This window comes from Pseudomonas citronellolis, from assembly GCF_001586155.1.
GTDB lineage: Bacteria > Pseudomonadota > Gammaproteobacteria > Pseudomonadales > Pseudomonadaceae > Pseudomonas > Pseudomonas citronellolis.
Genome location: NZ_CP014158.1, coordinates 2,331,590 through 2,353,686 on the forward strand (window position 1 = coordinate 2,331,590; position 22,097 = coordinate 2,353,686).

Below are 22,097 nucleotides of genomic sequence, written 5' to 3' on the forward strand. Positions count from 1 at the left end.
ATGTAATAATATTACATTTGAACGAGAAGGATTCGCAATACCGCATGTCCGGAGGCTCAAGGTCGGGCCTTTCAGGGAGGAGAAGGGGCTACTGCATGGACATGCCTGCCCTTGTTGCACGTGTCTCCAACGATCAACGCGCGGGTGCGTTTGAATACACCCGTACTTGCCGCCGTCCAGCGTTCACGAAATGGAACGCTGAAGGCCATTTGGCGCGACTACCGGCAGCATCGTTGCGGAATTACCGTGACTGCCGTCGGCTACGTCGAAAGCGCTGGAGGCCTCGCCCCCAGACCGTTTCAGCTTCGACACCGGGACCGGCACGCGTCGCTCCCGGTCCGCATTCCCTTCGTATTTGCCGGCAGCCAGGGCAGGCGGCACGGGTTCGGCTTGTCCGCGCTCCGTGAATTGGGCCCAGGCCCGAGCGCCCGCCGTGGCGGGCACCTTTCCGATTTCAAGAACAAGAGTACGGAGTCACGCTCATGAACCCGCAAAACACCTCCCACGTCATCGAAGTCCCCGTGCTGATCGTCGGCGGCGGCCCCTCCGGCCTGACGGCTTCGCTGCTGCTGTCGCGCTATGGCATCCGCAACCTGCTGGTCAACAAGTACCGCTGGACCGCCAACAGCCCGCGTGCGCACATCACCAACCAGCGCACGATGGAGGTGTTCCGCGACGCGGGCGTCGAGGCGCAGGTGGTGGCCGCCGCCAGCCCCCACGAGCTGATGGCCAACAACGTCTGGGCCACCAGCTTCAGCGGCCGGGAACTGGGCCGCCTGCTCACCTGGGGCAACGCCATCGAACGCAAGTCCGACTACGAGCTGGCCAGCCCCTCGGCCATGTGCAACATCCCCCAGCACCTGATGGAGCCGATCCTCGCCAACGAGGCCCTGCGCGCGGGCAGCGAGATGCGCTTCAACAACGAACTGCTGGACTTCACCCAGGACGGGGAGGGCGTCACCGCACGCATCCTCGACCGTGGTACCGGGCGTGAATTCACCGTGCGCGCCCAGTACATGATCGGCGCCGACGGCGCCCGCAGCCGGGTGATGGAACTGCTCGGCATCCCCCTGGAAGGCGAGATGGGCCTGGGCTGCGCAGTGAACGTCTGGCTGCGCGCCGACCTGCGCCGCTACTGCGAGAGCCGTCCGGGCGTACTCTACTGGATGGTCCAGCCGGGCAACGACTACTGGGTTGGCAGCGGCACCTTCATCTGTGTCCGCCCGTGGAACGAATGGGTGATGCTGTTCATGTACGACCCCGCCCAGGGCGAGCCGGACCTCGGCGAGGCCGCGGTGATCGAGCGGGCGCGGCGGGTGATCGGCGATGCCGACATCCCGGTGGAGATCCTGGCCACCAGCAAGTGGCAGATCAACCACGTGGTCGCCCAGCGCTATGCCGAGGGCCGGGTGTTCTGCTGCGGCGACGCCGTGCACCGCCATCCGCCGGCCAACGGCCTGGGCACCAACACCTCGGTGCAGGACGCCTACAACCTGGCCTGGAAACTGGCCCTGGTGCTCAAGGGCCAGGCCGGCCCCGGGCTGCTGGACAGTTACTCCGCCGAGCGCCAGCCCGTCGGCCGCCAAGTGGTGGACCGGGCCATGGAAAGCGTGCGCAACATGCTGCCGATCTCCAACGCCCTGGGCTTCAAGCCGGGCCAAAGCGAGGCCGAGGGCTGGAACAGCCTGCACGAACTGAGCGCCGACAGCCCGCTGAGCCGCGAACGCCGCGCCGCCCTGGAAAAGGCCATCCAGCTGCAGCACTACCAGTTCAGCTGCCACGGCGTGGAACTGGGGCAGCGCTATGGCAGCGGCGCGGTACTCGCCGACGGCAGCGAAGAACCGGCCTACACCCGCGACCGCGAACTCTACTACCACCCCACCACCTGGCCCGGCGCCCACCTGCCGCACGCCTGGCTGCACGACACCGCTGGGCGCAAGCTCTCCACCCTCGACCTCTGCGGCCAGGGCCGCCTGACCCTGCTCACCGGCCACGGCGGCGATGCCTGGTGCCGGGCTGCCGAGACGCTGGCCCGCGAACTGGGTATCGACCTGGCGGTGCGCCGTATCGGCCTCGGTCTCGATTACGAAGACAGCTATGGCGACTGGGCGCGGCTGCGGGAGATCGACGAGGAGGGATGCCTGCTGGTGCGGCCGGATCAGCATGTGGCTTGGCGTTCGCAGGGTGCTCCGGCTGATGCTGAGGCGGTGTTGCTGGGGGCGGTCAGGGCGGTGTTGGCGCGGGGGTGAAGTTTCGTTCCGCGCTCAGTGGGATAGCGGCCCAGGGAGGGGCCGCGGTGGTTAGCTGATGAGTTATTCGAGGATAGAAAAGTAAATCTCTCTATCTACCAGACTGTTTGTGACCGATAACTGCTTTTGGCGAGGGGCTGCTTCCGACCCAAAGGAGACTTTGATTGACCCAGCGGCGCTTCTCTAGGCACTATTCTTCGGTATATGAACTGCTAAATTTTGAACATGAATAGGGGGGGAAGGATGGAGGACGAGGCATTTAGTATCTGGACGCCGCACCAGGCGTTCTACATTCAGTCGATGCTCTTCAATACGGCCTCTGCCTTCCAGTCGTGCAACATTGCAGAAAAGATCATCCAGAAGATCTCAGATGGGGAGATTGATCCGCAAGAGAAGAAGGACATACTACTGGACTGCTTGCAGAACGTCGTCAACCAGTCTGGAGCTATATCGCGATACTTCTTCCCGTCGCGTGATGGTGTGAAGGGAACGGACAAGAAGACCATTCACAGGGATCGCGGACAGTATCTATCAAAGGTCTTTGGTGTAAAGGACGACAGCCCCCTGATGAATAGGGCATTAAGAAATTCGATTGAACACTTTGACGAGCGGCTTGATCTTTATCTTCAAGACGGGATAGTCGGATACATCTTTCCTAGCCTCATTCTTCCTGAGCCTGAAAACTCGGATGTGCCTCATCACATTTTCAGGGCTTACTACTTGAAGGAAGGCATTTTTCAAGTGCTAGGTGAGCGATACGAGATCCAGCCAATTGTTGATGAGATGGCCAGGATTCATGATCTCTTAGTCAAGTTTGACGGCAATGGCGGTGTCTTCCGCTCGTAAAAAGGGAGTAAACCTCCTTTTTATTGTGCTGACGCATAGATCTTGTCCAAGACGAAGTTCGCCACCTTGGCGATCTCTGGAGCCTCTGACGAATGTCCACTTTTGGCCGAAAGCTGCCGCTCAACGTGTCGAAATCAACGAGCCAGAAAGCCACGAACCCAGTTTTGGAGCCTGCGAAAACTCGAGCAACAGGAGGCACTGGGCTGCTCTGTCATAGTGGTTTTTAGGGGGCGATTTTCTACACATGAAAGGTTTGCTTCCGGCTGTGGATTCAACCGGTGGCTCGGCTACTGCGTGGTGACCTGGTACCCCAAGAAGACGAGTCAGGGGACCTTGGCAGGATCAATTCAACGACGTTGTGCCGCAGGCAGGGCAGGGGCTGAAATGATGAAACCCCAGCTAGTAGCTGGGGTTCCATCATCGGTGAATCGTTGTGGTAGTCGGGGCTCGTGATCGTTGGCTTGATTCAACGGCTTTGCATCGAAGGCCGGGATCTATGCCTCGGGGCTAGTCAACCGCCGCAGCCATGTCCGCATTGGCAGCCATCTTTCTTGCGCAGAATTTCGTAGAGATCATCCTTGAGCTGCAGCTTCTGCTTCTTCAGCGACTCGATGGTGTCGTGGGTTGCGGGAGTGATGCCCGCTTCCATGTTCTTGATCTCCTGGTCGAGCTCGTTGTGGCTATGGAAGAGCTTTGCAAAATGCGGATCCTCGGTCTTGAGGCGAGAAATTTTTTCGCGGAACTCGGGAAACATGAGGGTTCTCCAGGGGAGTGAAAAAGGCACTTTGCGGGATTCGAACCTGGCCAGTGTTGAGATAGATCACTGAAGACGCCACACGAAAGGGCTTGTCCGCTCCTGGCCGATAACCACCGTCTCCTTACGGCAATCTTCAGCCCACCGCTACCGTCGAAAAGCTCACCCTCATACTGACCGGCGACTGGAACCGCCTGACCCTGGGTGGCGGCGCCAGCTGGAACTCCAGCAACTTGCTGTACTTCAGCCGCTACAACAGCCGCGTGGGGCAGGACGACTACACCGTGGTCAACCTGATAGCGCGCTACCGGCTCACCGACCATCTCTCGACCACACTGAACCTGAACAACCTGCTCGACGAGAAGTACTACGCGGGGTTCTCCGGCAGCTATGGCCACTACGGGCCGCCGCGCAACCTGATGATGAACGTGCGTTACGACTTCTGAGTCCAGGCTTCATTGGTCGAGGCGTGGAGGGGCAGCGCGGCCCAGGGAGGGGCCGCGGCTGTCAGCTGTCGCACGAGGTGGCGGCTCGGTAACATGCGGTTTTCGTCGCCAGCGGATCCCGGTGGTGCTGCGTTCTTGATCTGCACTGCCATTGGCGCAAAACAATAAATCCGCCGCATCGACCAAGGGACTGGAGAGCAAATCGCCATGAGCGTGACCATCAGCAACGAACAGCCCGAAGACATCGATACCATCACTCGGCTGACCACAGCGGCATTCGAAAACGAAGCACACTCAAGCCGTACCGAGCAATTCATCGTCAACGCCCTGCGCCACTGCGGGCAACTCACCGTCTCCCTGGTGGCGGTAGAAGATGGTGAGGTCGTCGGCCATGTCGCCATCTCACCGGTTCGAATTTCGTCTGGCGCAAGTGGCTGGTACGGACTCGGGCCGATCTCCGTATGGCCGGATCGTCAGGGCCAGGGCATTGGCTCGGCCTTGATGAAAGCGGCCCTGGCAGAGCTGCAACGCCTCGGTGGCATTGGCTGCGTAGTGCTGGGCGATCCTGGCTACTATGGCCGCTTCGGTTTCAAGGCTCATCCGGCTTTGGAATTGCCTGGAGTGCCCCAGGAATACTTCCAGGCGCAGGTATTTGCTGGTGAATTACCGACCGGTACTGTTCAGTACCATGAGGCGTTTGAGGCTATCGAGTAGTCGTGTCCTCCCTGATTGCGGTTTACGCTTAAAAAGGAACAGACTCATTTTTCTACTCTGAAGCTGCCTAAGTTTTTAGAATTAGGCTTTTTGAATGAATCTGTCCTCTTTTTTTAGGTTAAAATCAGAAAAAGAGGACGGATTTATTTTCTATTCTAAAGCTGGCTGTATGGGCGGATATGGATTATTTTAAATAAATTCGTCTCCTTTTTTGTTGGTATATATTAGCCAGGTAAACGTGGCAGTCCCCAACCTCCTTGTCCATCTAGAGACATTATGGACAGCAAATAGTTATCGATTTGCCGAAGACTGATGGCGTGATGAAGGTTCTCCTCCATCAAATCGCGTAGGTCCAAGATACATGTACACCAGTCCTTGTAGCGATCGACTTTTCCAAAGACTCGCCAGCCTTTGTAGCTATGGCCCAAGTCGTCCATAACCCACGACCAACCTTCACGAACATACGAATCCACAATGGGGAAAAAAGCTGGCCGATGAAAGTGTAGGTATTTAGATGCGAGACTGCTGTTTTCGCGGTTGTTAGCGGCCGCCAATGCTTGGCAGAGCTCAAGATGGATAGCAGCGGCCTCCGGTAAGCGGTCATGTGTGAGTTTGTCGTCCATTCCGATGGTGTCTAATAACTCTGCACATTTTGACTTGGCAATGGCCTCTGCAGCCTCAATGACGACTTCAAGCGCTTGCCTTTCATCCTGAACATGTCCCTTGGTCTTTCTGCGCTCCACGGAGGCAGAGTAGGTGCGCCCAATTAGCATTAGCTTTCCAATGACCTGCGGTTTATCGGAGTTGCTAGGGTTAGCTGCCACAATGCCATATAGCATCGTGTTCAGTACATCGAAGGGTGGGCAGCCCTGCTCATTTCCAAGCCAGTGGCGCTGCGGAGGGAACAGGGGGAGGAGGTTCTTGTTTTTCATTGAGCGCTTATCCGTAATCTAGTTTTATCACGTGTTTCAGAAGTGGGCGAGGAGGACTGAGCGGGTGGGGAGTTATTTTTCCACTCTGAAACCTCCTATACGGTTAGGGTTGGTTTTTTTAAATAATTCTGATTACTTTGTCATGCAGACTTTGTGATGCCTGAATTAAGTCGCGACGCAAAACAGTCTTGGCTTGAGTGAATCGTTAGCTTGCGCGACCTTCTGTATCAGACTTGCAGAACCCCGAAAATTTAATAACGCGGTGCGTAACTTTTCGCCCTTCACCACCTACCCCCGCGGCAATAGATGCCTCGTTTGCGCTCAAACCCGCATGTCCTTTTCCAGATGCATCATAGTATTCCGTGATCTCCACCTCATTTGAGGTAGAGATGCGCTCTGCGATAGCAACTTCTTGCGAGACGCGCGCTTGATGGGCTTGGAACTCCATAATTATTTTTTGCTTCGCAGCCTCCATCTCAAGTTCAATGATACCTTTTGCCTCGGCCGTTCTTATGTCCCCTTGAGAGTCAGACATGGCTGATCTTATTACCTTGACGTAACCCGGAACAAACAGCTCATAGGCAACGTCTTCTGCAATCTCGGCAAGGCTTTTCTTGGTCAAACTATAATCTCCATTATTGGGCGGCTATAAGTAAGAATCATATGTGGGTAATCTTCCAGCCTCTTGTGTCGCATAGTGCTCCTTGTCCATATTTAACACCCTAATTAGAGTGAGCTTAGTGTTAAAGGCATAGGGCTGGCTAAAGGCAGATTTATTTTTTACTCTGCAGTTTTCTGTGGTAAGTATTGGTCTGTTTAAGTGATCTGTCCTCTCTTTATCTCAGTCCCTTTTTGTCTCCTTTTTCTAATCATAGGTTTTGTAGATTACTTTCGATTCTTGTCGCATAACCCCATATAAAAGCTGCAGGGGTTATCCAGAAAAATATTGTTGCGAGTATGTATACTGTTTGTTTTGGTGTTTCCCAGCCTGATGAACATATGGAGTATAGGGGGAAGGAAAGAAAAATTTGAAAAATCACAATAAGAAAAGAATTGCCATGCTCTCTCATGTGTCGATACGATTCAATGTATTCGGCGTTGTCGATGATTTGGCGCTTTTTAATTATTTCCTGGTAATATTTCAGGGATTTTCCCCATTTTGACCCAAATATATTGATGATAATTAATGCTTGCATGCAGAGTATGCAGGCGTAGCTACAAATTGCTCCAAAGCCAACGCTGTCTATTACTTTCAGAGTCATAAGGAGTAACGGGATTCCAATTGGTATCGCAAGCATGGCGAGCATGCGAGATAATATTCCCTTGTATGGAGTTGGGTTTATAGCGTTTTTAAAGAGCAGCCCTCTTCCGGCGTGTAAGACGAGTATTGGGGCGCTAGATATATAGCAGAATGTTAGTCCATATATGGCGAGCAGGGTGAGATGCGCCATTCCAAAATCTTTTGGATCATCTGGAAGAAATAATAATCGTTTTAGGGATTCGTTTTGAGAGAGTAGTAGGTATACAATTGCTGCTCCGGTTACGGCTCCTTGTGCATACCTTATTCCATAGAACTCCCACCAGTTCTTCTCTGAACTTTTACTCATGTGGATCTCCAGTGTGTTGTTTTATAATTTATAAGAAAAGGAAATGTTAAATTATTTATTGGTAGGTCTTTAGTTGGTCGAAAGTGGCTGTTGTTTCACTTCCTCACATAACTCTTCCGCCCACCCGGCGTCAGGCAATAAACCCCACCACGAGGCCCCGTACAGAAACTACCGGAGCCACACCCACACTCGCTGGAGGCCCCCGAGAAGCGCTGCGGAGACGGACCGGTCTGATTACGGGCGCTGCCTGACGTACCGAGAACAGCCGAACAACTCCGCTTCGACCCACTGATCGAACCGTCATTGCAAAGAAAGAGATCGCCATCGCAACGAGCAATCCCGCCCTTGCTACCCGAGCAGGGCTTGTTGCCGGCATGTGCTTGGAGCGAAAGCCCAGCAAGCGCGATGGCGAAGAGGAAGAGGCGTAGCGGTCCAGTCACGTCGAGCATCCTTGCAGGTAATGGCCCGATGCTATCCCTCGGACCTGCCCTCAGACAAGGAATAGACCTTCAGACTTTACCTTCGTCGTATACCCCGACCAGCCCCGCCATTGCAGCGGGTACCGGCCGAAGGTGAAGGCTCACACTAAGATCAGGCCCCATTAGCCTCGAAGCTGTCACTGCGCGCCATGCGCCACATGCGCTCGTAGAACTCCCCTTCGATATTGCCGCTGAGCAGTTCGCCCGGCTTGAGGAAGTAGTGCAGGTGGGCGAACAGGCGGATTTCGCTGGACGACACGCGGCGCACCAGGTGTTTGGCTTCCACTTCCGAGGGGTGGCGCAGGCCGGCGGCGGCGAGCATTTCGGCCAGGGTCTTGAGGGTGTTGCGGTGGAAGTTGTAGACGCGCTCGGCCTTGTCCGGCACTACCAGGGCGCGTTGGCGCAGTGGGTCCTGGGTGGCTACGCCGGTGGGGCATTTGTTGGTGTGGCAGCTCTGGCTCTGGATGCAGCCGATGGCGAACATGAAGCCGCGGGCGGAGTTGGCCCAGTCGGCGCCCATGGCCAGTACGCTGGCGATGTCGAAGGCGCTGACCACCTTGCCGCTGGCGCCGACGCGGATCTTGTCGCGCAGGTTCAGGCCGACCAGGGTGTTGTGCACGAACAGCAGGCCTTCGCGCATGGGCAGGCCCATGTGGTCGACGAATTCCACCGGGGCGGCGCCGGTGCCGCCTTCCTTGCCGTCGACCACGATGAAGTCGGGGAGGATGCCGGTTTCGTGCATGGCCTTGGCGATGCCCATGAATTCCCAGGGGTGGCCGATGCACAGCTTGAAGCCCACCGGCTTGCCGCCGGAGAGTTCGCGCAGGCGGACGATGAAGTCGAGCAGTTCCTTGGGCGTGCTGAATTCGCTGTGGCTGGAGGGCGACACGCAGTCCTGGCCCATGGGCACACCGCGGGTGGCGGCGATCTCGGCGGTGAGCTTCTCCTTCGGCAGGATGCCGCCGTGGCCCGGCTTGGCGCCCTGGCTGAGCTTGATTTCGATCATCTTCACCTGCGGGCTGGCGGCCTGGGCGGCGAAGCGCTCGGCGTCGAAGCGGCCGTCGTCGCCGCGGCAGCCGAAGTAGCCGCTGCCCAGTTCCCAGGTCAGGTCGCCGCCGTACTCGCGGTGGTAGGGGCTGATGCTGCCTTCGCCGGTGTCGTGGATGAAGTTGCCCATGCGCGCGCCCTTGTTCAGCGCGCGGATGGCGTTGGCGCTGAGGGCGCCGAAGCTCATGGCGGAGATGTTGAACACCGAGATGGAGTAGGGCTGCTTGCACTCGGGCCCGCCGACCATCACGCGGAAGGTGCTGGGGTCGGCCAGCGGCGCCGGGCGGATGGAGTGGGCGATGAATTCGAAGCCGGACTCGTAGACGTCGATGAGGGTGCCGAAGGGTTTGTCGGCGGTTTCCTGCTTGGCGCGGGCGTACACCAGGCCGCGCTGGGCGCGGGAGAAGGGCAGGGCCTCGCGGTCGCCTTCGAGCAGGTACTGGCGGATTTCCGGGCGGATGCCTTCGACCAGGTAGCGGATGTTGCCGAGGATGGGGTAGTTGCGCCTTACGGCGTGGGGCGCCTGCAGCAGGTCGAACACGCCCAGCAGGCTGAGGGCGAGGGTCACCAGGGTGAAGGGCCAGACCCAGTCGTGCCCGAGGAAGGGCAGGCTGAACAGGGTGAAGAGCACACAAGCGGCGAAGAAGGCGTAACGGCTTAGCAGCGACAGGTTCATGGAATCTCCAGTCGTCGGGCTTGATCACGGGGTGGGCTGCCGGCATGGCGCAGCGGACCGCCATTGAGCATGGCAGGCGTTGCGCCGCTGCGCTCGGGCGGAGGTCAATGGGCTGGGCGTTGCGGGCGGATTCTTATGCTGTGGAAGGCTTGCGAGGCCGAACTTAGCCCGAAGCGGGGAAAAAAGAAAGCAAGCTAACGATATTTTCTGTCGCTGAGAAAGCTTGTGGCGCGAACTGCAATATTGGCGCGCCGGCCGCCGTTCGCTAGCGGCCGGCGCTGCGGCTCAGAGCGTGGCCTTGACCTGCAGGCCGAAGACCAGGGCGTTGTCGATGCTTTGCCCGGAGAAGACGCCCGGCTCGATCACGTATTGCACGTCCGGGCGCAGCAGCAGCCAGGGCGTGGCCTGGAAGCCGTAGCTCAGTTCGACCAGGCGTTCGGCGTTGTCCAGCTCGGGGTAGGCTTGGCCGTTGGCCAGGGCGTTGTCTTCCTGCACTTCGCGGCTGCGCGGGTTGGGCACGGCGCGGCCGAAGCCCAGGGCGAGGGTGTCGCGCGGGCGGCCGGCGAAGGGCTGGTAGAGCACCACGCCTGCGCTGTACCACTTGGTGAAGGGCGAGGCCGCCGAACTGGCCACCGAGGCCTGGCCGAAGAGGTGCAGGCTTTGCCCCGGGCGACCCGGCGCGTGCCACACGGCCTGGTCGGCCAGCAGGTAGTGGCCGCCGCGTCCGGCGACCTTCTCGTCGCTGCCGATGCGCTGGGCGTCGGAGCTGTCGTAGTACCAGCCCAGCTTGTATTCGCCGGGCAGCTCGTCGAGGCGCTTGTAGACCAGTTCGATGGGCACCACGGTGCCGGTGCTGTGCTTGGGCGTGAGGTGCCAGGCGCGGCTGGAGTTGCCGTTGCTCTCGGGGTCGACGTTGAAGGCCGCCACGCGCAGCTGCCAGGCCGGCGAGAAGCTGTATTTCAGGCGCACGCCCAGGTGGGCGTTGGGGTAGTTGCTCCAGCCGCTGCCGCCGGACATGTTCAGCGGATGGCCGCAGAAGCCGGCGTTCATGAAGTTGCAGAGGATGCCGCTGTCCAGGCCGCCGAGGTCGTTGCCCATGGCCATGTAGCCGAGCTTCACGTCCAGTGCCGGGGTGAACAGGCTGCGCTCGTAGCTCAGTTCGGTGAGGCGGGTGTAGAGGCCGCCGTAGTTTTCCTGCACCGGCAGGCGGTTGCCGACCAGGTCGCCGGAGCCGTCGTTGCCGCGGCGGTCGTTCACGGTCAGTTGCACCAGGCCGCCGTTGTCCAGGCCGTACAGCTTGCCCAGGTCGAAGCGCACGCCGAGCTTGAGGTTCTGCGAGTAGCGCGCCGAGCGCTTGAGGCCGCCGTCGGCGTTGTACACAGTCTCGCCGCTGTATTCGCCGGTGAAGCGGATGCCCTGGTCGTCCAGTTCGTGGCGCAGGCCGCCCCAGTCGCCGCTCAGCGTCGAGCGTTCGAGCGGGTCGTCGGCCAGGGCCAGGGACGGGGTGAGGCAGGCGGCGCCCAGCAACAGGCGCAGGGAAGTGGAGGGGAATCGCATGACGGAACACTTACCGGATGAGGGGAGACGCGGCCCTGGGCCGCGCCGGAAGAGGGCGCCCGCCGAGGGCGGGCGCGGGGTTCAGGGCAGGGCGTAGGCCAGCACGTAGTCGCCGCGGTCCGGCGACTGGCGGGCGCCGCCGGCGGTGACCACGATGTACTGCTTGCCGGTCTTGGGCGAGACGTAGGTCATCGGGCCGCCCTGGCTGCCCACGGGCAGGCGGGCCTTCCAGATTTCCTTGCCGTTGCCGCTGTCGTAGGCGCGCAGGTAGAAGTCCTGGGTGCCGGCGATGAACACCAGGCCGCCCTGGGTGGACAGGGTGCCGCCGAGGGTCGGCAGGCCGATGGGGATCGGCAGGTGCATGCGGATGCCCAGCGGGCCGGTGTCCTCGACCGTGCCCACCGGCACCTGCCAGGCGACCTTGCGGGTCTTCAGGTCGATGGCGCTGAGGGTGCCGAAGGGCGGCGCCTGGCAGGGGATGCCGGCCACCGAGAGGAAGCGGTTCTTGTTCACCGCGTAGGGCGTACCCTTGAGCGGCACCGCGCCCATGCCGGTGTTCAGCGCCTCGCCGCCGGAAGCGGCCTGGCCCTTGTTGGCCGAGGGGACCATCTGCACCCACAGGCCCAGGCGCATATCGTTGACGAAGATGAAGCCGTGCACCGGGTCGGTGGAGATGCTGCCCCAGTTCATGCCGCCCAGGGAGCCGGGGAAGCTCAGCGAAAGGTCGGTGCCCGGCGCGGTGTAGAGGCCGTCGTAGCGCATCTTCTTGAAGTCGATGCGGCACAGCAGCTGGTCATAGGGCGTGGCGCCCCACATGTCCGACTCGGTGAGGGTCTGCGCGCCTATCTGCGGCATGCCCACCGACTTGGGCTGCGTCGGCGAGTAGGGCTCGTTGGGGATGTTGGCGGCTTTCACCGGCACTTCGTCGACCTGGGTCAGCGGCTTGCCGGTGGCGCGGTCGAGCACGTAGATCTGCCCGGCCTTGGTGCCGATCACCACGGCCGGCACGCGCTTGCCGTCGGCCACGGGGAAGTCCACCAGGCTCGGCTGCATGGGCAGGTCGAAGTCCCAGAGGTCGTTGTGCACGGTCTGGAACACCCACTTCTCGGCGCCGGTGGTGGCGTCCACGGCGAGGATCGAGGCGCCGTAGGTGTGGTCGAGTTTGGTGCGCTCCACGCCGTAGATGTCGGTGGAGGAGCTGCCCATGGGCAGGAACACGGTGTTCATCGCCGCGTCGTAGGACATCGGCGCCCAGCTGTTGGGGGTGCTGCGCACGTAGGTGCTGCCCGGCGCCGGGGCCTGCTTGTCCTGCGGGTTGCCCGGGTCGAAGGCCCAGCGCATCTGCCCGCTGATGACGTCGAAGCCGCGGATCACGCCGCCGGGCATGTCGGTCTGGACGTTGTCCGCCACGCGCCCGCCGACCACTACGGTGGTGCCGGCCATCAGCGGCGCGGAGCTGAGCTGGTAGTAGGAGTCGGGCACGTCGCCCAGGCCGGCTTTGAGGTCCACCTGGCCGTCGTTGCCGAAGCCCTGGCAGAAGGCGCCGGTGTCGGCGTCCACGGCGATCAGGCGGGCGTCGATGGTGTTGGTCAGCAGGCGGCGCTGGCAATTGGCGCCGGCCGGCACGCTGACGGCGGTGACCGGCGTGCTGTTGGGCTGGGTGGGCTGGGCGACGGTCTTGGTCGCGTCGAAGTAGGCCAGGCCGCGGCAGCGCTGCCAGACCTTGGATTGCGCGTTGATCTGGTTCTTCCACAGCTGTTTGCCGGTGTCGGCGTCCAGCGCGATCAGGTCGTTGTGCGGGGTGCAGATGAACACCTTGTCGCCGACCTGCAGCGGGGTGAGCTGGTCCTCGGCGCCGTTGCCGTCGCTCTCGGCCACGTCACCGGTGTGGTAGGTCCAGGCCACCTCGAGCTTGTCGACGTTGCCGCGGTTGATCTGGTCCAGCGCGGCGAAGCGGCTGCCGCCCTCGGTGTTGCCGTAGTGGGCCCAGTCCTTCTGCGCGTGGGCCGGGTCCACCGGCGTCAGCCCCGGGCCGTCGCCTGTGGGGGCGACGCTGGGATGGGCGACGAACATGTTGCCGGCGGCCACCGCCAGCAGCACGGCGAGCACCGCGGCCACGCCATAGGCGCCGCGCCCGCCGACGCCGCCGGAGGCGCGCACCAGCATGGGGTAGACCAGCGCCACCGCCAGGCCGATGGCGCCGAACATGAACAGCCGCGAGAACAGCGGCCAGAAAGCCAGCCCGGCGTCGGCCAGGGCCCAGAGGGCGGTGCCCGCCAGGAAGGCGGCGAACAGCCAGGCGCCGGCCGGCTTGCGCAGCGCCAGCAGGACGCCGGACAGGGCCATGGCCAGGCCGCCGATGAGGAAGTACCAGGAACCGCCCAGGCTGGCCAGGCGGGCGCCGCCGGCGGCCAGGGCGAGGCCGAGGAGGGCGATGACCACCCCCAGGCCGACCAGAATGAAGGTGCTGGCGCCAGAGGCGCGCTGTGCTTGTCTCATGCCGGGAATCTCGCAGTGTGGGAGTGCGAATTATACCCTTAGCAAGCTAATTAACTAGATGGTTAATGGTGTTTTGTCCGATTTCCGACCAGGCGGTCGTGCTCAGCAGGCGATCACGTTCACCGCCAGGCCGCCCTTCGAGGTCTCCTTGTACTTGTCCATCATGTCGCGGCCGGTGTCGCGCAGGGTGTCGATGGCCTTGTCCAGCGACACCAGGTGCTGGCCGTCGCCGCGCAGGGCCAGTTGGGCGGCGTTGATGGCCTTGAGCGAGGCCATGGCGTTGCGCTCGATGCAGGGCACCTGGACCAGCCCGGCGACCGGGTCGCAGGTCAGTCCGAGGTTGTGTTCCAGGCCGATTTCTGCGGCGTTCTCCACCTGTTCCAGGCTGCCGCCCAGCACTTCGGCCAGGCCCGCCGCGGCCATGGCGCAGGCCGAGCCGACCTCGCCCTGGCAGCCCACCTCGGCGCCGGAGATGGAGGCGTTGAGCTTGCACAGGATGCCGACGGCGGCGGCGGTCAGCAGGTAGCGCTCGATGGCGTCCATGGGCGCGTCGGCCTGGTAGTGGGCGTAGTAGTGCAGCACCGCCGGGACTATACCTGCCGCGCCGTTGGTGGGGGCCGTCACCACGCGGCCGCCGGCGGCGTTTTCCTCGTTCACCGCCAGGGCCCAGAGGTCCACCCAGTCCATGGCGCCCAGGGTGCTGGCGATCAGGTTGCCGCTGCCGGCCTCGTTCAGGCGGCGGTAGAGCATGGGCGCGCGGCGGCGCACCCTGAGGCCGCCGGGCAGGGTGCCCTCGGTCTCCAGGCCGCGGCGCACGCAGGCCTGCATTTCCGCCCAGATGTGCGCCAGGCCTGCGTGGATCTGTTCTTCGCTGCGCAGGCTCAGCTCGTTGGCCCACATCAGGTCGCTGATGCGCCGGAAGCCATGGGCATGGCACAGCCGCAGCAGTTCCTCGGCGCTGTGGAAGGGGTAGGGCATGGGGTTGTCGGGCAGGGCGCGGTCGGTGTTGAAGTCGGCCTCGTCGACCACGAAGCCGCCGCCCACCGAGTAGCAGGTGCGCTCGGCCAGCACGTGGCCGGCGGCGTCCAGGGCGCGCAGGCGCATGCCGTTGGGGTGGGCCGGCAGGCTGCCGTCGTGGAACACCAGGTCGCGGCCGGGGCTGAAGTCGATGACGTGCTCGCCGTCCAGGGCCAGGCTGTGTTCGGCGAAGATGGCGTCCACCAGCGGCGCCAGGGCGGCGGGGTCGGCGTCCGCTGGGTCGATGCCGAGCAGGCCGATCAGGCAGGCGCGGTCGGTGGCGTGGCCCTTGCCGGTGGCGCTGAGCGAGCCGTAGAGGTTCACTTCCACGCGCGTTACGCGGGTCAGCAGGTCGGCCGCGCGCAGGCGCTCGACGAACTCGCGGGTGGCGCGCATGGGGCCGACGGTGTGCGAGCTGGACGGGCCGACGCCGGGCTTGAACATGTCGAAGACGCTGAGGGTCATGGTTGTGGTCCTCCTGTGTTCAAGCATGGACCTGTTTGGGGGGATGGTCGATTGGGGCTGGTTGGTGGTTTTGGTGTGTTGGGTTCAAGAGCGCCCTCTCCCCAACCCTCTCCCTGAAGGGAGAGGGGGCTGTTCGGAGCGGATGGAGAATCCGGAGTTATCCTTTCACCACGCCACTCCCGCGAACGCCGGAAGCCAGAGCCTTGCACAGGGGGGCAGGGAGCTGGGTGATTGCGCTTCACGCCGAACGGTCCCCTCTCCCGCTTGCGGGGGAGGGTTAGGGTGGGGGAGCGGAGTACGGGGCTGGCAGTGGAGTGTCGGCGAAGTCCATTGCCCTCACCCCAGCCCTCTCCCGGAGGGAGAGGGGGCTGTTCGGAGCGGATGGAGAATCCGGAGTTATCCTTCCACCACGCCACTCCCGCGAACGCCGGAAGCCAGAGCCTTGCACAGGGGGTCAGGGAGCTGGGTGGTTTCGCTTCACGCCGAACGGTCCCCTCTCCCGCTTGCGGGGGAGGGTTAGGGTGGGGGAACGGAGTACGGGGCTGGCAGTGGAGTGTCGGCGAAGTCCATTGCCCTCACCCCAGCCCTCTCCCGGAGGGAGAGGGGGCTGTTCGGAGTGGATGGAGAGTTTGGAGTCAGCCTGAAACGCCTATCAATCCCCATCATTCCCGCGAACGCGGGAGCCCAGTGGCTGCACAGGGTTTCAGGGAGCTTGGTGGTTTCGCTTCACGCCGAACGGTCCCCTTTCCCGCTTGCGGGGGAGGGTTAGGGTGGGGGAGCGGAGTACGGGGCTGGCAGTGGAGTGTCGGCGAAGTCCATTGCCCTCACCCCAGCCCTCTCCCGGAGGGAGAGGGGGCCGATCGGCGTGGGTGGATAACGCCGCGTCAGCCGGCAAGTTCGTAGGGCGCATAACCGTTCGCGGTTATCCGCCGCCGGCCTATGCACCGAAGCCTGGCGACGCCCCTTACCCCTGCGCCTGCAGAAACAACGAAAACAACTCCGACTGCGACTTGATCCCCAGCTTGCTGTACATGTGCTTGCGGTGCACCTTCACCGTCTCCGCCGAAATCGCCAGCTTGCGGGCTATCTCCTTGCTGGAGCAGCCGCTGAGCATCAGCCGGCCCACTTCCAGCTCGCGTGCGGTCAGCGGGGTTTCCAGGCGTTCCACGGTTTCTTCCAGGCGGCTCTGCCAGCGCGGCGCCGGTGGGGTGGCCTGCTCCAGCAGTTCGCGTTCGAAGGCCATGCGCTGGCGCATCAGCCCGGCCACCCAGGGGCGCAGCAGGTCGAGCAGGGCGGCCTGTTCGGCGCTGAAGCGGCCCTTGCTGCCCAGGGACAGGCACAGGGTGCGCTCGGCGTCGAGCTGCACGTTGAACTGCACCTCGTCGGCCACCACGTTGAGGCGGAAGTAGCGCTGGTAGTAGTCGGTCTGCTCGAAGCATTCCGGGGCCACGTCGGCCAGGCGCAGCAGGCCGCTGCCCGGGGCCTCGCGGCTGGCGATGTAGAAGGGATCGAGCAGGTACAGGCCCTTGAGGTAGTCCTGGAACAGCGGGTCGGGGCCGCCGTCCTCGCCCGGGCATTCGGCGAACACCTGCGGGCGGCCGTTGCTGAAGAGCAGCGCCACCCAGCTGTCGAATGGCACATACTCGTTCAGCAGGCGCACCAGGGCGAGCCAGAAGTTGGGCTTGTCCAGCGTCTCGATCAGTTGCCCGACCGAGCGGTGCCAGGCGATGTCCTGCAGCGTAAGGTTCATGCCTCTACCCCTGTTGGGTTACCACGTGGGCGTAATTACCCGGGCGCGATGGCGAACTGCATACTCGGTGAATGCCTTGCACCGGCCCGGCGCGCATTCTGACCCTTTTGCGCCGGGCGGTCATGTTTCCCGCCAGGATGGCCGATCCACCCCGCGCGGCGAACGAGCCCGCAACAAGAACGACAGGAGCTGCAATGAAGGTCGAACTCGTCCAACTGGCCGGCCGCGACGGCGACACCGCCTACAACCTCGGGCGTACCCTGGCGGCGATCCGCGCCTGCGCCGCGGATACCGACCTGGTGGTGTTCCCCGAGACCCAACTGATGGGCTTCCCCACCGAGGACAACGTCGCCCGCCTGGCCGAGCCGCTGGACGGCCCCAGCGTGCGCGCCGTGCAGCAGGCCGCGCGGGAGCGCGACGTCGCCGTGGTGGTGGGCATCGCCGAGGCCGGCGACGACGGCCGCTTCTACAACACCACGCTGCTGGTCACCCCCGAGGGCATCGCCCTGAAGTACCGCAAGACCCACCTGTGGGCCTCCGACCGCGGCATCTTCACCCCCGGCGACCGCTACGCCACCGCGCTGTTCAAGGGCGTGCGGGTGGGCATCCTGATCTGCTTCGACATCGAGTTCCCGGAAAGCGCCCGCGCCCTCGGCCAGCTGGGCGCCGAGCTGATCCTGGTGACCAACGGCAACATGGACCCCTACGGCCCCACCCACCGCACCGCGATCACCGGCCGGGCCATGGAGAACCAGGCCTACGCGGTGATGGTGAACCGCGTCGGCGAAGGCGACGGCGGCCTGGTGTTCGCCGGCGGCAGCGCGGTGGTCGACCCCTTCGGCCAACTGCTCTGCGAGGCCGGCCGCGAGGAATGCCGGATGCGCGTGGAACTGGACCTGGCGCGCCTGCAGCAGGCGCGCCGCGACTACAGCTACATCGCCGAGCGCCGCTTCGTGCTGCCCGGCGAGACGCGCGAGCACGCCGACGGCCTGCGCGAGCTGCTGATTCCGGGCTGAGCCCCGGAAGGCGCAGGGCCGCGCCAACGATCCAGCCAAGAAGTACCGGCGGGAGCGCCCCTCCCGCCTGCGTCTCCCGGGTGAGGGGAGGCGCCTTTGCACGCGTCGATTTCGACTCTGCCATAACAAACACAACTCGGAGTAAGCACTCAATGGCTCGACTCAAGCGCACCCTCTCGCTGGGTTCGGTGGTGCTGTTCGGCATCGCCTACATGACCCCCATCATCGTCCTCGGCACCTTCGGCATCCTCGCCGAAACCACCGGCGGCGTGGTGCCCGCGGCCTACCTCGTGGCCTCGGTGGCGATGCTCTTCACCGCCCTCAGCTACGGGCGCATGGCCGCCGCCTTCCCGGTGGCCGGCTCGGCCTACACCTACGTGCGCAAGTCCATCAGCCCCAAGCTGGGCTTCCTCGCCGGCTGGGGCGTGCTGCTGGACTACCTGTTCCTGCCCATGGCCATCTGGCTGATCGGCGCGGCCTACCTGCACTCGGCCTTCCCGGCGGTGCCCCAGGCGCTGTGGGTGCTGGCCTTCATCGGCGTGACCACCGGCATCAACGTCATCGGCCTGCGCCTGGCGAAGAACGTCAACAGCGTGCTGATGCTGGTGCAGTTCCTGGTGCTGGCGGCCTTCGTGCTGCTGGCGGTGCACTACGTGCTGGGTGACGCCAGCAAGCCGCTGTGGTCGCTGGAACCCTTCTTCAAGGAAGGCGTGCAACTGCCGCTGATCATGAGCGGCGCGGCCATCGCCTGCTATTCGTTCCTGGGCTTCGACGCGGTCAGCACCCTGACCGAGGAAACCCACGAGCCGCGCAAGAACATCCCGCGCGCCATCCTGCTGATCACCCTGATCGGCGGCTTCATCTTCATCGCCGCCAGCTACTTCGTGCAGCTCGCGCACCCGTCCACCGAGTTCCAGAACGCCGACTCGGCCGCCTACGAGATCGCCCGCAACATCGGCGGCGACCTCTTCGTCAGCCTCTTCCTCATCGGCCTGATCGTCGGCCAGTTCACCTCCGGCCTGTCGGCCCAGGCCAGCGCCTCGCGCCTGCTGTTCGCCATGGGCCGCGACGGCGTGCTGCCCAAGGCCTTCTTCGGCACCCTGAGCGAACGCTTCGGCACCCCGGTGGGCAGCATCGTGCTGTGCGGCGTGGTGGCCCTGCTGGCGCTGGAGATGGACGTGACCACCTCCACCTCGTTCATCAACTTCGGCGCCTTCCTGGCCTTCAGCCTGGTCAACCTGTCGGTGATCTTCCACTACTGGATTGCCCGCGGCGAACGCGGCCTGCGCGGCGCGGTGCTGTTCCTGGCCTTCCCGCTGATCGGCCTGGTCGCCGACCTCTGGCTGATGGCCAGCCTTGACCACCTGGCCATCTACCTGGGCCTGGCCTGGCTCACCGCCGGGGTGCTGTACCTGGCCGTGCTCACCGGCGGCTTCCGTCAGCAGCCGCCGGAGATGCACTTCGAGGAGGCCTGACTCAGGCCGGGTGCGGGCCGGCGGGCAACGGCCGGCCGCGCTCGGGTGCGTCGGGCTCCGCCGCGGCGCCCGCGGCCAGTTCGCGGGCGTCGGCGCGTTCGGCGCTGGACAGCTCGCCGGCCCGGAAGCCGGTGATGCGCAGCAGCGCCAGGGTGCAGGTCAGCGAGACCAGGGCGTAGAGCCCCGAGGCGATGGCCACGCCGACGATGCTGCCGGTGCTGTTGAGGATCCACTGCGCCAGCACCGGCGTGCCGCCGCCCACCAGCAGCGAGCACAGCTGGTAGGCCAGCGACAGCCCGGTGTAGCGCACCCGCGCGGGGAAGGCGCGGGCGAGGATGCCGCCCACCGCGCCGTAGAACATCGCATGGGGCACCGTGGCCAGGCACATGCCCACGGCGGCTATCCAGTAGACGTTGGTTTCCACGGCGAAGAACATCGCCGGCATCAGGATGAACTCCGGCAGCACCATCAGGCAGGCCGCCTTGCGCATGTCGATGCGCGAGGCCAGCAGCGCGCCGAACGGCTGGCTGAAGAACTGCACCACCAGGGCGATGACGATGATGCTGAGGAAGGTGCCCTGGCTGTAGCCGAGGGTCTTGGTGGCCCAGGACAGGGCGAAGGTGCTCTTGAAGTAGGTGACGTGGATGATCGGCAGCACCCCGGCGCCGAGCAGCACGATCAGCCAGTGCTCGCGCAGCACCTCCACCAGCGGCAGCTTCACGGTCTTCTTCTGCTGCAGCAGGCGCTTCATGTCCTCGGACTCTTCCAGCTTCAGGCGGATGACCATGCCGACGATCACCAGCGCCGCGGAGATCAGGAACGGGATGCGCCAGCCCCAGAGCATGAAGTCCGGCATGGGCAGGGCGCTGAGGGCGAAGAACACCAGGGTCGCCAGCAGGTTGCCGGTGGGCGAGCCCTGCTGGGCGAAGGCGGCGTAGAGGATGCCCTTGCCCTTGGGCGCGCTTTCGCTGGCGATGAGGATGGCGCCGCCCCATTCGCCGCCCACGGCGACGCCCTGGATCACCCGCAATGCCACCAGGGCGACGGGCGCCCACACGCCGATCTGCGCGTAGACCGGCAGCAGGCCGATGCAGGTGGTGGCGATGCCCATCATGATCAGGGTGATCACCAGGGTGTTCTTGCGCCCGATCCGGTCGCCCAGGTGGCCGAAGATGATGCCACCCAGCGGGCGGGCGACGAAGCCGGACCAGAGGGTGACGAAGGACAGCAGCGTGGCCAGGCCCGGGTCCATGTCGGTGGGGAAGAACACCTTGCCGAACACCAGGGCGGCGGCCAGGCCGTAGATGTAGAAGTCGTACCACTCGATGGTGGTGCCGATGAAGGAGGCGATGCCGGCTTTGCGGGCCTTGCGGTGCAGCGCTGCGTCTGCGGAGGAGGGCGTGCTGGGCATGGGCGGGTCCTGCTTATTGTTGTTGTTCTGGTCGCCGACGCGCAGGCCCCGCGCGCGCCCTCCGGGGGAGGGCGCGGGGTGGCGACTGGCGTGCGTCGGTGTTGCCCCGGGTTGGCTCGGAGTCTATGCGGCGCCCCTGCGGATCAATAGTTTTTTTATCTTATGGTGCGATAAGCGATTGCGTATCGACGCCCTCGTCCAGGCAGGCCTTGAGCGTGGCCAGGAAGGCCTGGGCCGCATGGGGCGCGTCCTGCGCGGCGAGGATGGCGTGGATTTCCGAGCGCGCGCCGCTCTGCTCGATCTCCAGGTAGCGCACCTGGTTCTTCCAGGCCAGGCACAGCGTCTGCGGCAGCAGGGCCACGCCCATGCCCAGGCCGACCATGGCCGCGATGGTCTGCCACAGCCGCGCCTCGTGGCGGATGTGCGGGCTGAAGCCGGCGTCCACGCAGCGGGCGATGATCAGGTCGTGGTAGTGCGGCGACAGGCTGCGCGGGAAGAGGATGAAGCCCTCGTCGCGCAGCTCGGCGAGGTCGATGCGCGCCCGCCCGGCCAGGCGGTGGCCGGCCGGTACGCAGCAGAGGAAGGGGTCGGCGACCAGGCATTCGGAGGCGATCCCGGCCGGCAGCCTGGCCCAGTGCACGAAGCCGATGTCGATCTGCCCGCGTTGCAGCGCCAGGGCCTGTTCCGAGGTGTTCATCTCCATCAGCACCACTTCCATGCTCGGCTGCTCCGCCTCGAAGCGCGCCATGGCCCGCGGCAGGCCGCGGTAGAGCATGGAGTTGACGAAGCCCACGCGCAGCTGGCCCACCGCGCCTTCGGCGGAGAGCAGCGTCAGGCGCTTCACCTTCTCGGCCTGCAGCAACAGGCTGCGCGCCTCGTCGAGCAGCACCTGGCCGGCGTTGGTCAGCTTCACCGACTTGTTGTTGCGCACCAGCAGCTGGATGCCCAGTTGCTCCTCCAGCTTCTTGATGTCGAAGCTCAGCGCCGGCTGGGAGATGAACAGGCGCGCGGCGGCGCGGCCGAAATGCAGCTCCTCGGCGACGGCGATGAAGTAGCGCAGTTGCTTGAGGTCCATGGCAGGGCACCCGGGTTTCTACGATTTGTTTTTCTTATCGTGGATGATTTTTATTGTATTGGATACTTATCGTCACGCGCTC

General features: G+C 63.5%; 17 protein-coding genes and 1 pseudogene. 6 read left to right on the top strand and 12 right to left on the bottom strand.

The annotated features are described in order from the left end of the window. Positions 1 to 482: 482 nt before the first annotated feature. Positions 483 to 2,249: an FAD-dependent monooxygenase gene (locus PcP3B5_RS10615; RefSeq protein ID WP_061561213.1), complete on the top strand. Its 1,767-nt coding sequence runs from the start codon at positions 483 to 485 to the stop codon at positions 2,247 to 2,249. Between the two features lie 243 nt (positions 2,250 to 2,492). Beyond that, on the top strand, positions 2,493 to 3,095 hold the full coding sequence (locus PcP3B5_RS10620) for a hypothetical protein (RefSeq protein WP_061561214.1): 603 nt from the start codon (positions 2,493 to 2,495) through the stop codon (positions 3,093 to 3,095). 511 nt (positions 3,096 to 3,606) lie between these two features. Here PcP3B5_RS10620 and PcP3B5_RS10625 read toward each other — a convergent pair. Next, on the bottom strand, positions 3,607 to 3,849 hold the full coding sequence (locus PcP3B5_RS10625) for an HP1242/YdcH family protein (RefSeq protein ID WP_009619027.1): 243 nt from the start codon (positions 3,847 to 3,849) through the stop codon (positions 3,607 to 3,609). 164 nt (positions 3,850 to 4,013) lie between these two features. Here PcP3B5_RS10625 and PcP3B5_RS10630 point away from each other — a divergent pair. Together PcP3B5_RS10630 and PcP3B5_RS10635 are read left to right on the top strand one after the other, a co-directional pair. Further along, a pseudogene (locus PcP3B5_RS10630) lies at positions 4,014 to 4,295 on the top strand (TonB-dependent siderophore receptor); the annotation flags it as partial. A 207-nt stretch (positions 4,296 to 4,502) separates the two neighbouring features. Then, positions 4,503 to 5,009: a GNAT family N-acetyltransferase gene (locus tag PcP3B5_RS10635; RefSeq protein WP_061561216.1), complete on the top strand. Its 507-nt coding sequence runs from the start codon at positions 4,503 to 4,505 to the stop codon at positions 5,007 to 5,009. Between the two features lie 224 nt (positions 5,010 to 5,233). Here PcP3B5_RS10635 and PcP3B5_RS31340 read toward each other — a convergent pair whose 3' ends face one another. The 9 genes from PcP3B5_RS31340 to PcP3B5_RS10660 form a co-directional block, all read right to left on the bottom strand. Then, a complete protein-coding gene (locus tag PcP3B5_RS31340; RefSeq protein ID WP_145923876.1) occupies positions 5,234 to 5,941 on the bottom strand; it encodes a hypothetical protein in 708 nt (235 codons plus the stop codon). A 205-nt stretch (positions 5,942 to 6,146) separates the two neighbouring features. Beyond that, the gene (locus PcP3B5_RS31345) at positions 6,147 to 6,563 is read right to left on the bottom strand and encodes a hypothetical protein (RefSeq protein ID WP_145923877.1); all 417 of its coding nucleotides are present in this window, start codon (positions 6,561 to 6,563) and stop codon (positions 6,147 to 6,149) included. Positions 6,564 to 6,810: 247 nt separating this feature from the next. Beyond that, a complete protein-coding gene (locus PcP3B5_RS31350; protein WP_145923878.1) occupies positions 6,811 to 7,548 on the bottom strand; it encodes a hypothetical protein in 738 nt (245 codons plus the stop codon). Between the two features lie 95 nt (positions 7,549 to 7,643). Continuing rightward, positions 7,644 to 7,997 (bottom strand): YdcA family protein, encoded by a 354-nt coding sequence (locus PcP3B5_RS32125; RefSeq protein ID WP_082816288.1) that lies wholly within the window; start codon positions 7,995 to 7,997, stop codon positions 7,644 to 7,646. Positions 7,998 to 8,139: 142 nt separating this feature from the next. Beyond that, complete coding sequence (locus tag PcP3B5_RS10640; RefSeq protein WP_061561217.1) at positions 8,140 to 9,750, bottom strand: FMN-binding glutamate synthase family protein; 1,611 nt, start codon at positions 9,748 to 9,750, stop codon at positions 8,140 to 8,142. Between the two features lie 285 nt (positions 9,751 to 10,035). Beyond that, a complete protein-coding gene (locus tag PcP3B5_RS10645; RefSeq protein WP_061561218.1) occupies positions 10,036 to 11,307 on the bottom strand; it encodes a carbohydrate porin in 1,272 nt (423 codons plus the stop codon). Positions 11,308 to 11,388: 81 nt separating this feature from the next. Then, entirely contained in the window at positions 11,389 to 13,806 is a 2,418-nt protein-coding gene (locus PcP3B5_RS10650) for a glucose/quinate/shikimate family membrane-bound PQQ-dependent dehydrogenase (protein WP_061561219.1), read from the bottom strand. 102 nt (positions 13,807 to 13,908) lie between these two features. Beyond that, the gene (locus PcP3B5_RS10655; RefSeq protein WP_061561220.1) at positions 13,909 to 15,288 is read right to left on the bottom strand and encodes an L-serine ammonia-lyase; all 1,380 of its coding nucleotides are present in this window, start codon (positions 15,286 to 15,288) and stop codon (positions 13,909 to 13,911) included. Between the two features lie 964 nt (positions 15,289 to 16,252). Next, positions 16,253 to 17,038, bottom strand: a complete 786-nt coding sequence (locus tag PcP3B5_RS10660; RefSeq protein ID WP_009619040.1) for a helix-turn-helix transcriptional regulator — start codon at positions 17,036 to 17,038, stop codon at positions 16,253 to 16,255. A gap of 194 nt (positions 17,039 to 17,232) precedes the next feature. On the opposite strand from PcP3B5_RS10660, the gene PcP3B5_RS10665 reads away from it, so the two are divergent. Together PcP3B5_RS10665 and PcP3B5_RS10670 are read left to right on the top strand one after the other, a co-directional pair. Then, positions 17,233 to 18,054 carry a carbon-nitrogen hydrolase family protein gene (locus PcP3B5_RS10665; RefSeq protein WP_009619041.1) on the top strand — a complete coding sequence of 274 codons (822 nt, stop codon included), beginning with the start codon at positions 17,233 to 17,235 and terminating at the stop codon, positions 18,052 to 18,054. Between the two features lie 152 nt (positions 18,055 to 18,206). Further along, positions 18,207 to 19,529: an APC family permease gene (locus PcP3B5_RS10670; protein ID WP_061561221.1), complete on the top strand. Its 1,323-nt coding sequence runs from the start codon at positions 18,207 to 18,209 to the stop codon at positions 19,527 to 19,529. Position 19,530: 1 nt separating this feature from the next. Here the strand turns inward: PcP3B5_RS10670 and PcP3B5_RS10675 are convergent, their stop codons facing one another. Both PcP3B5_RS10675 and PcP3B5_RS10680 read right to left on the bottom strand, forming a co-directional pair. Beyond that, complete coding sequence (locus tag PcP3B5_RS10675; RefSeq protein WP_061561222.1) at positions 19,531 to 20,940, bottom strand: MFS transporter; 1,410 nt, start codon at positions 20,938 to 20,940, stop codon at positions 19,531 to 19,533. Positions 20,941 to 21,100: 160 nt separating this feature from the next. Further along, a complete protein-coding gene (locus PcP3B5_RS10680) occupies positions 21,101 to 22,015 on the bottom strand; it encodes a LysR family transcriptional regulator (RefSeq protein ID WP_061561223.1) in 915 nt (304 codons plus the stop codon). Between the last annotated feature and the right edge of the window lie 82 nt (positions 22,016 to 22,097).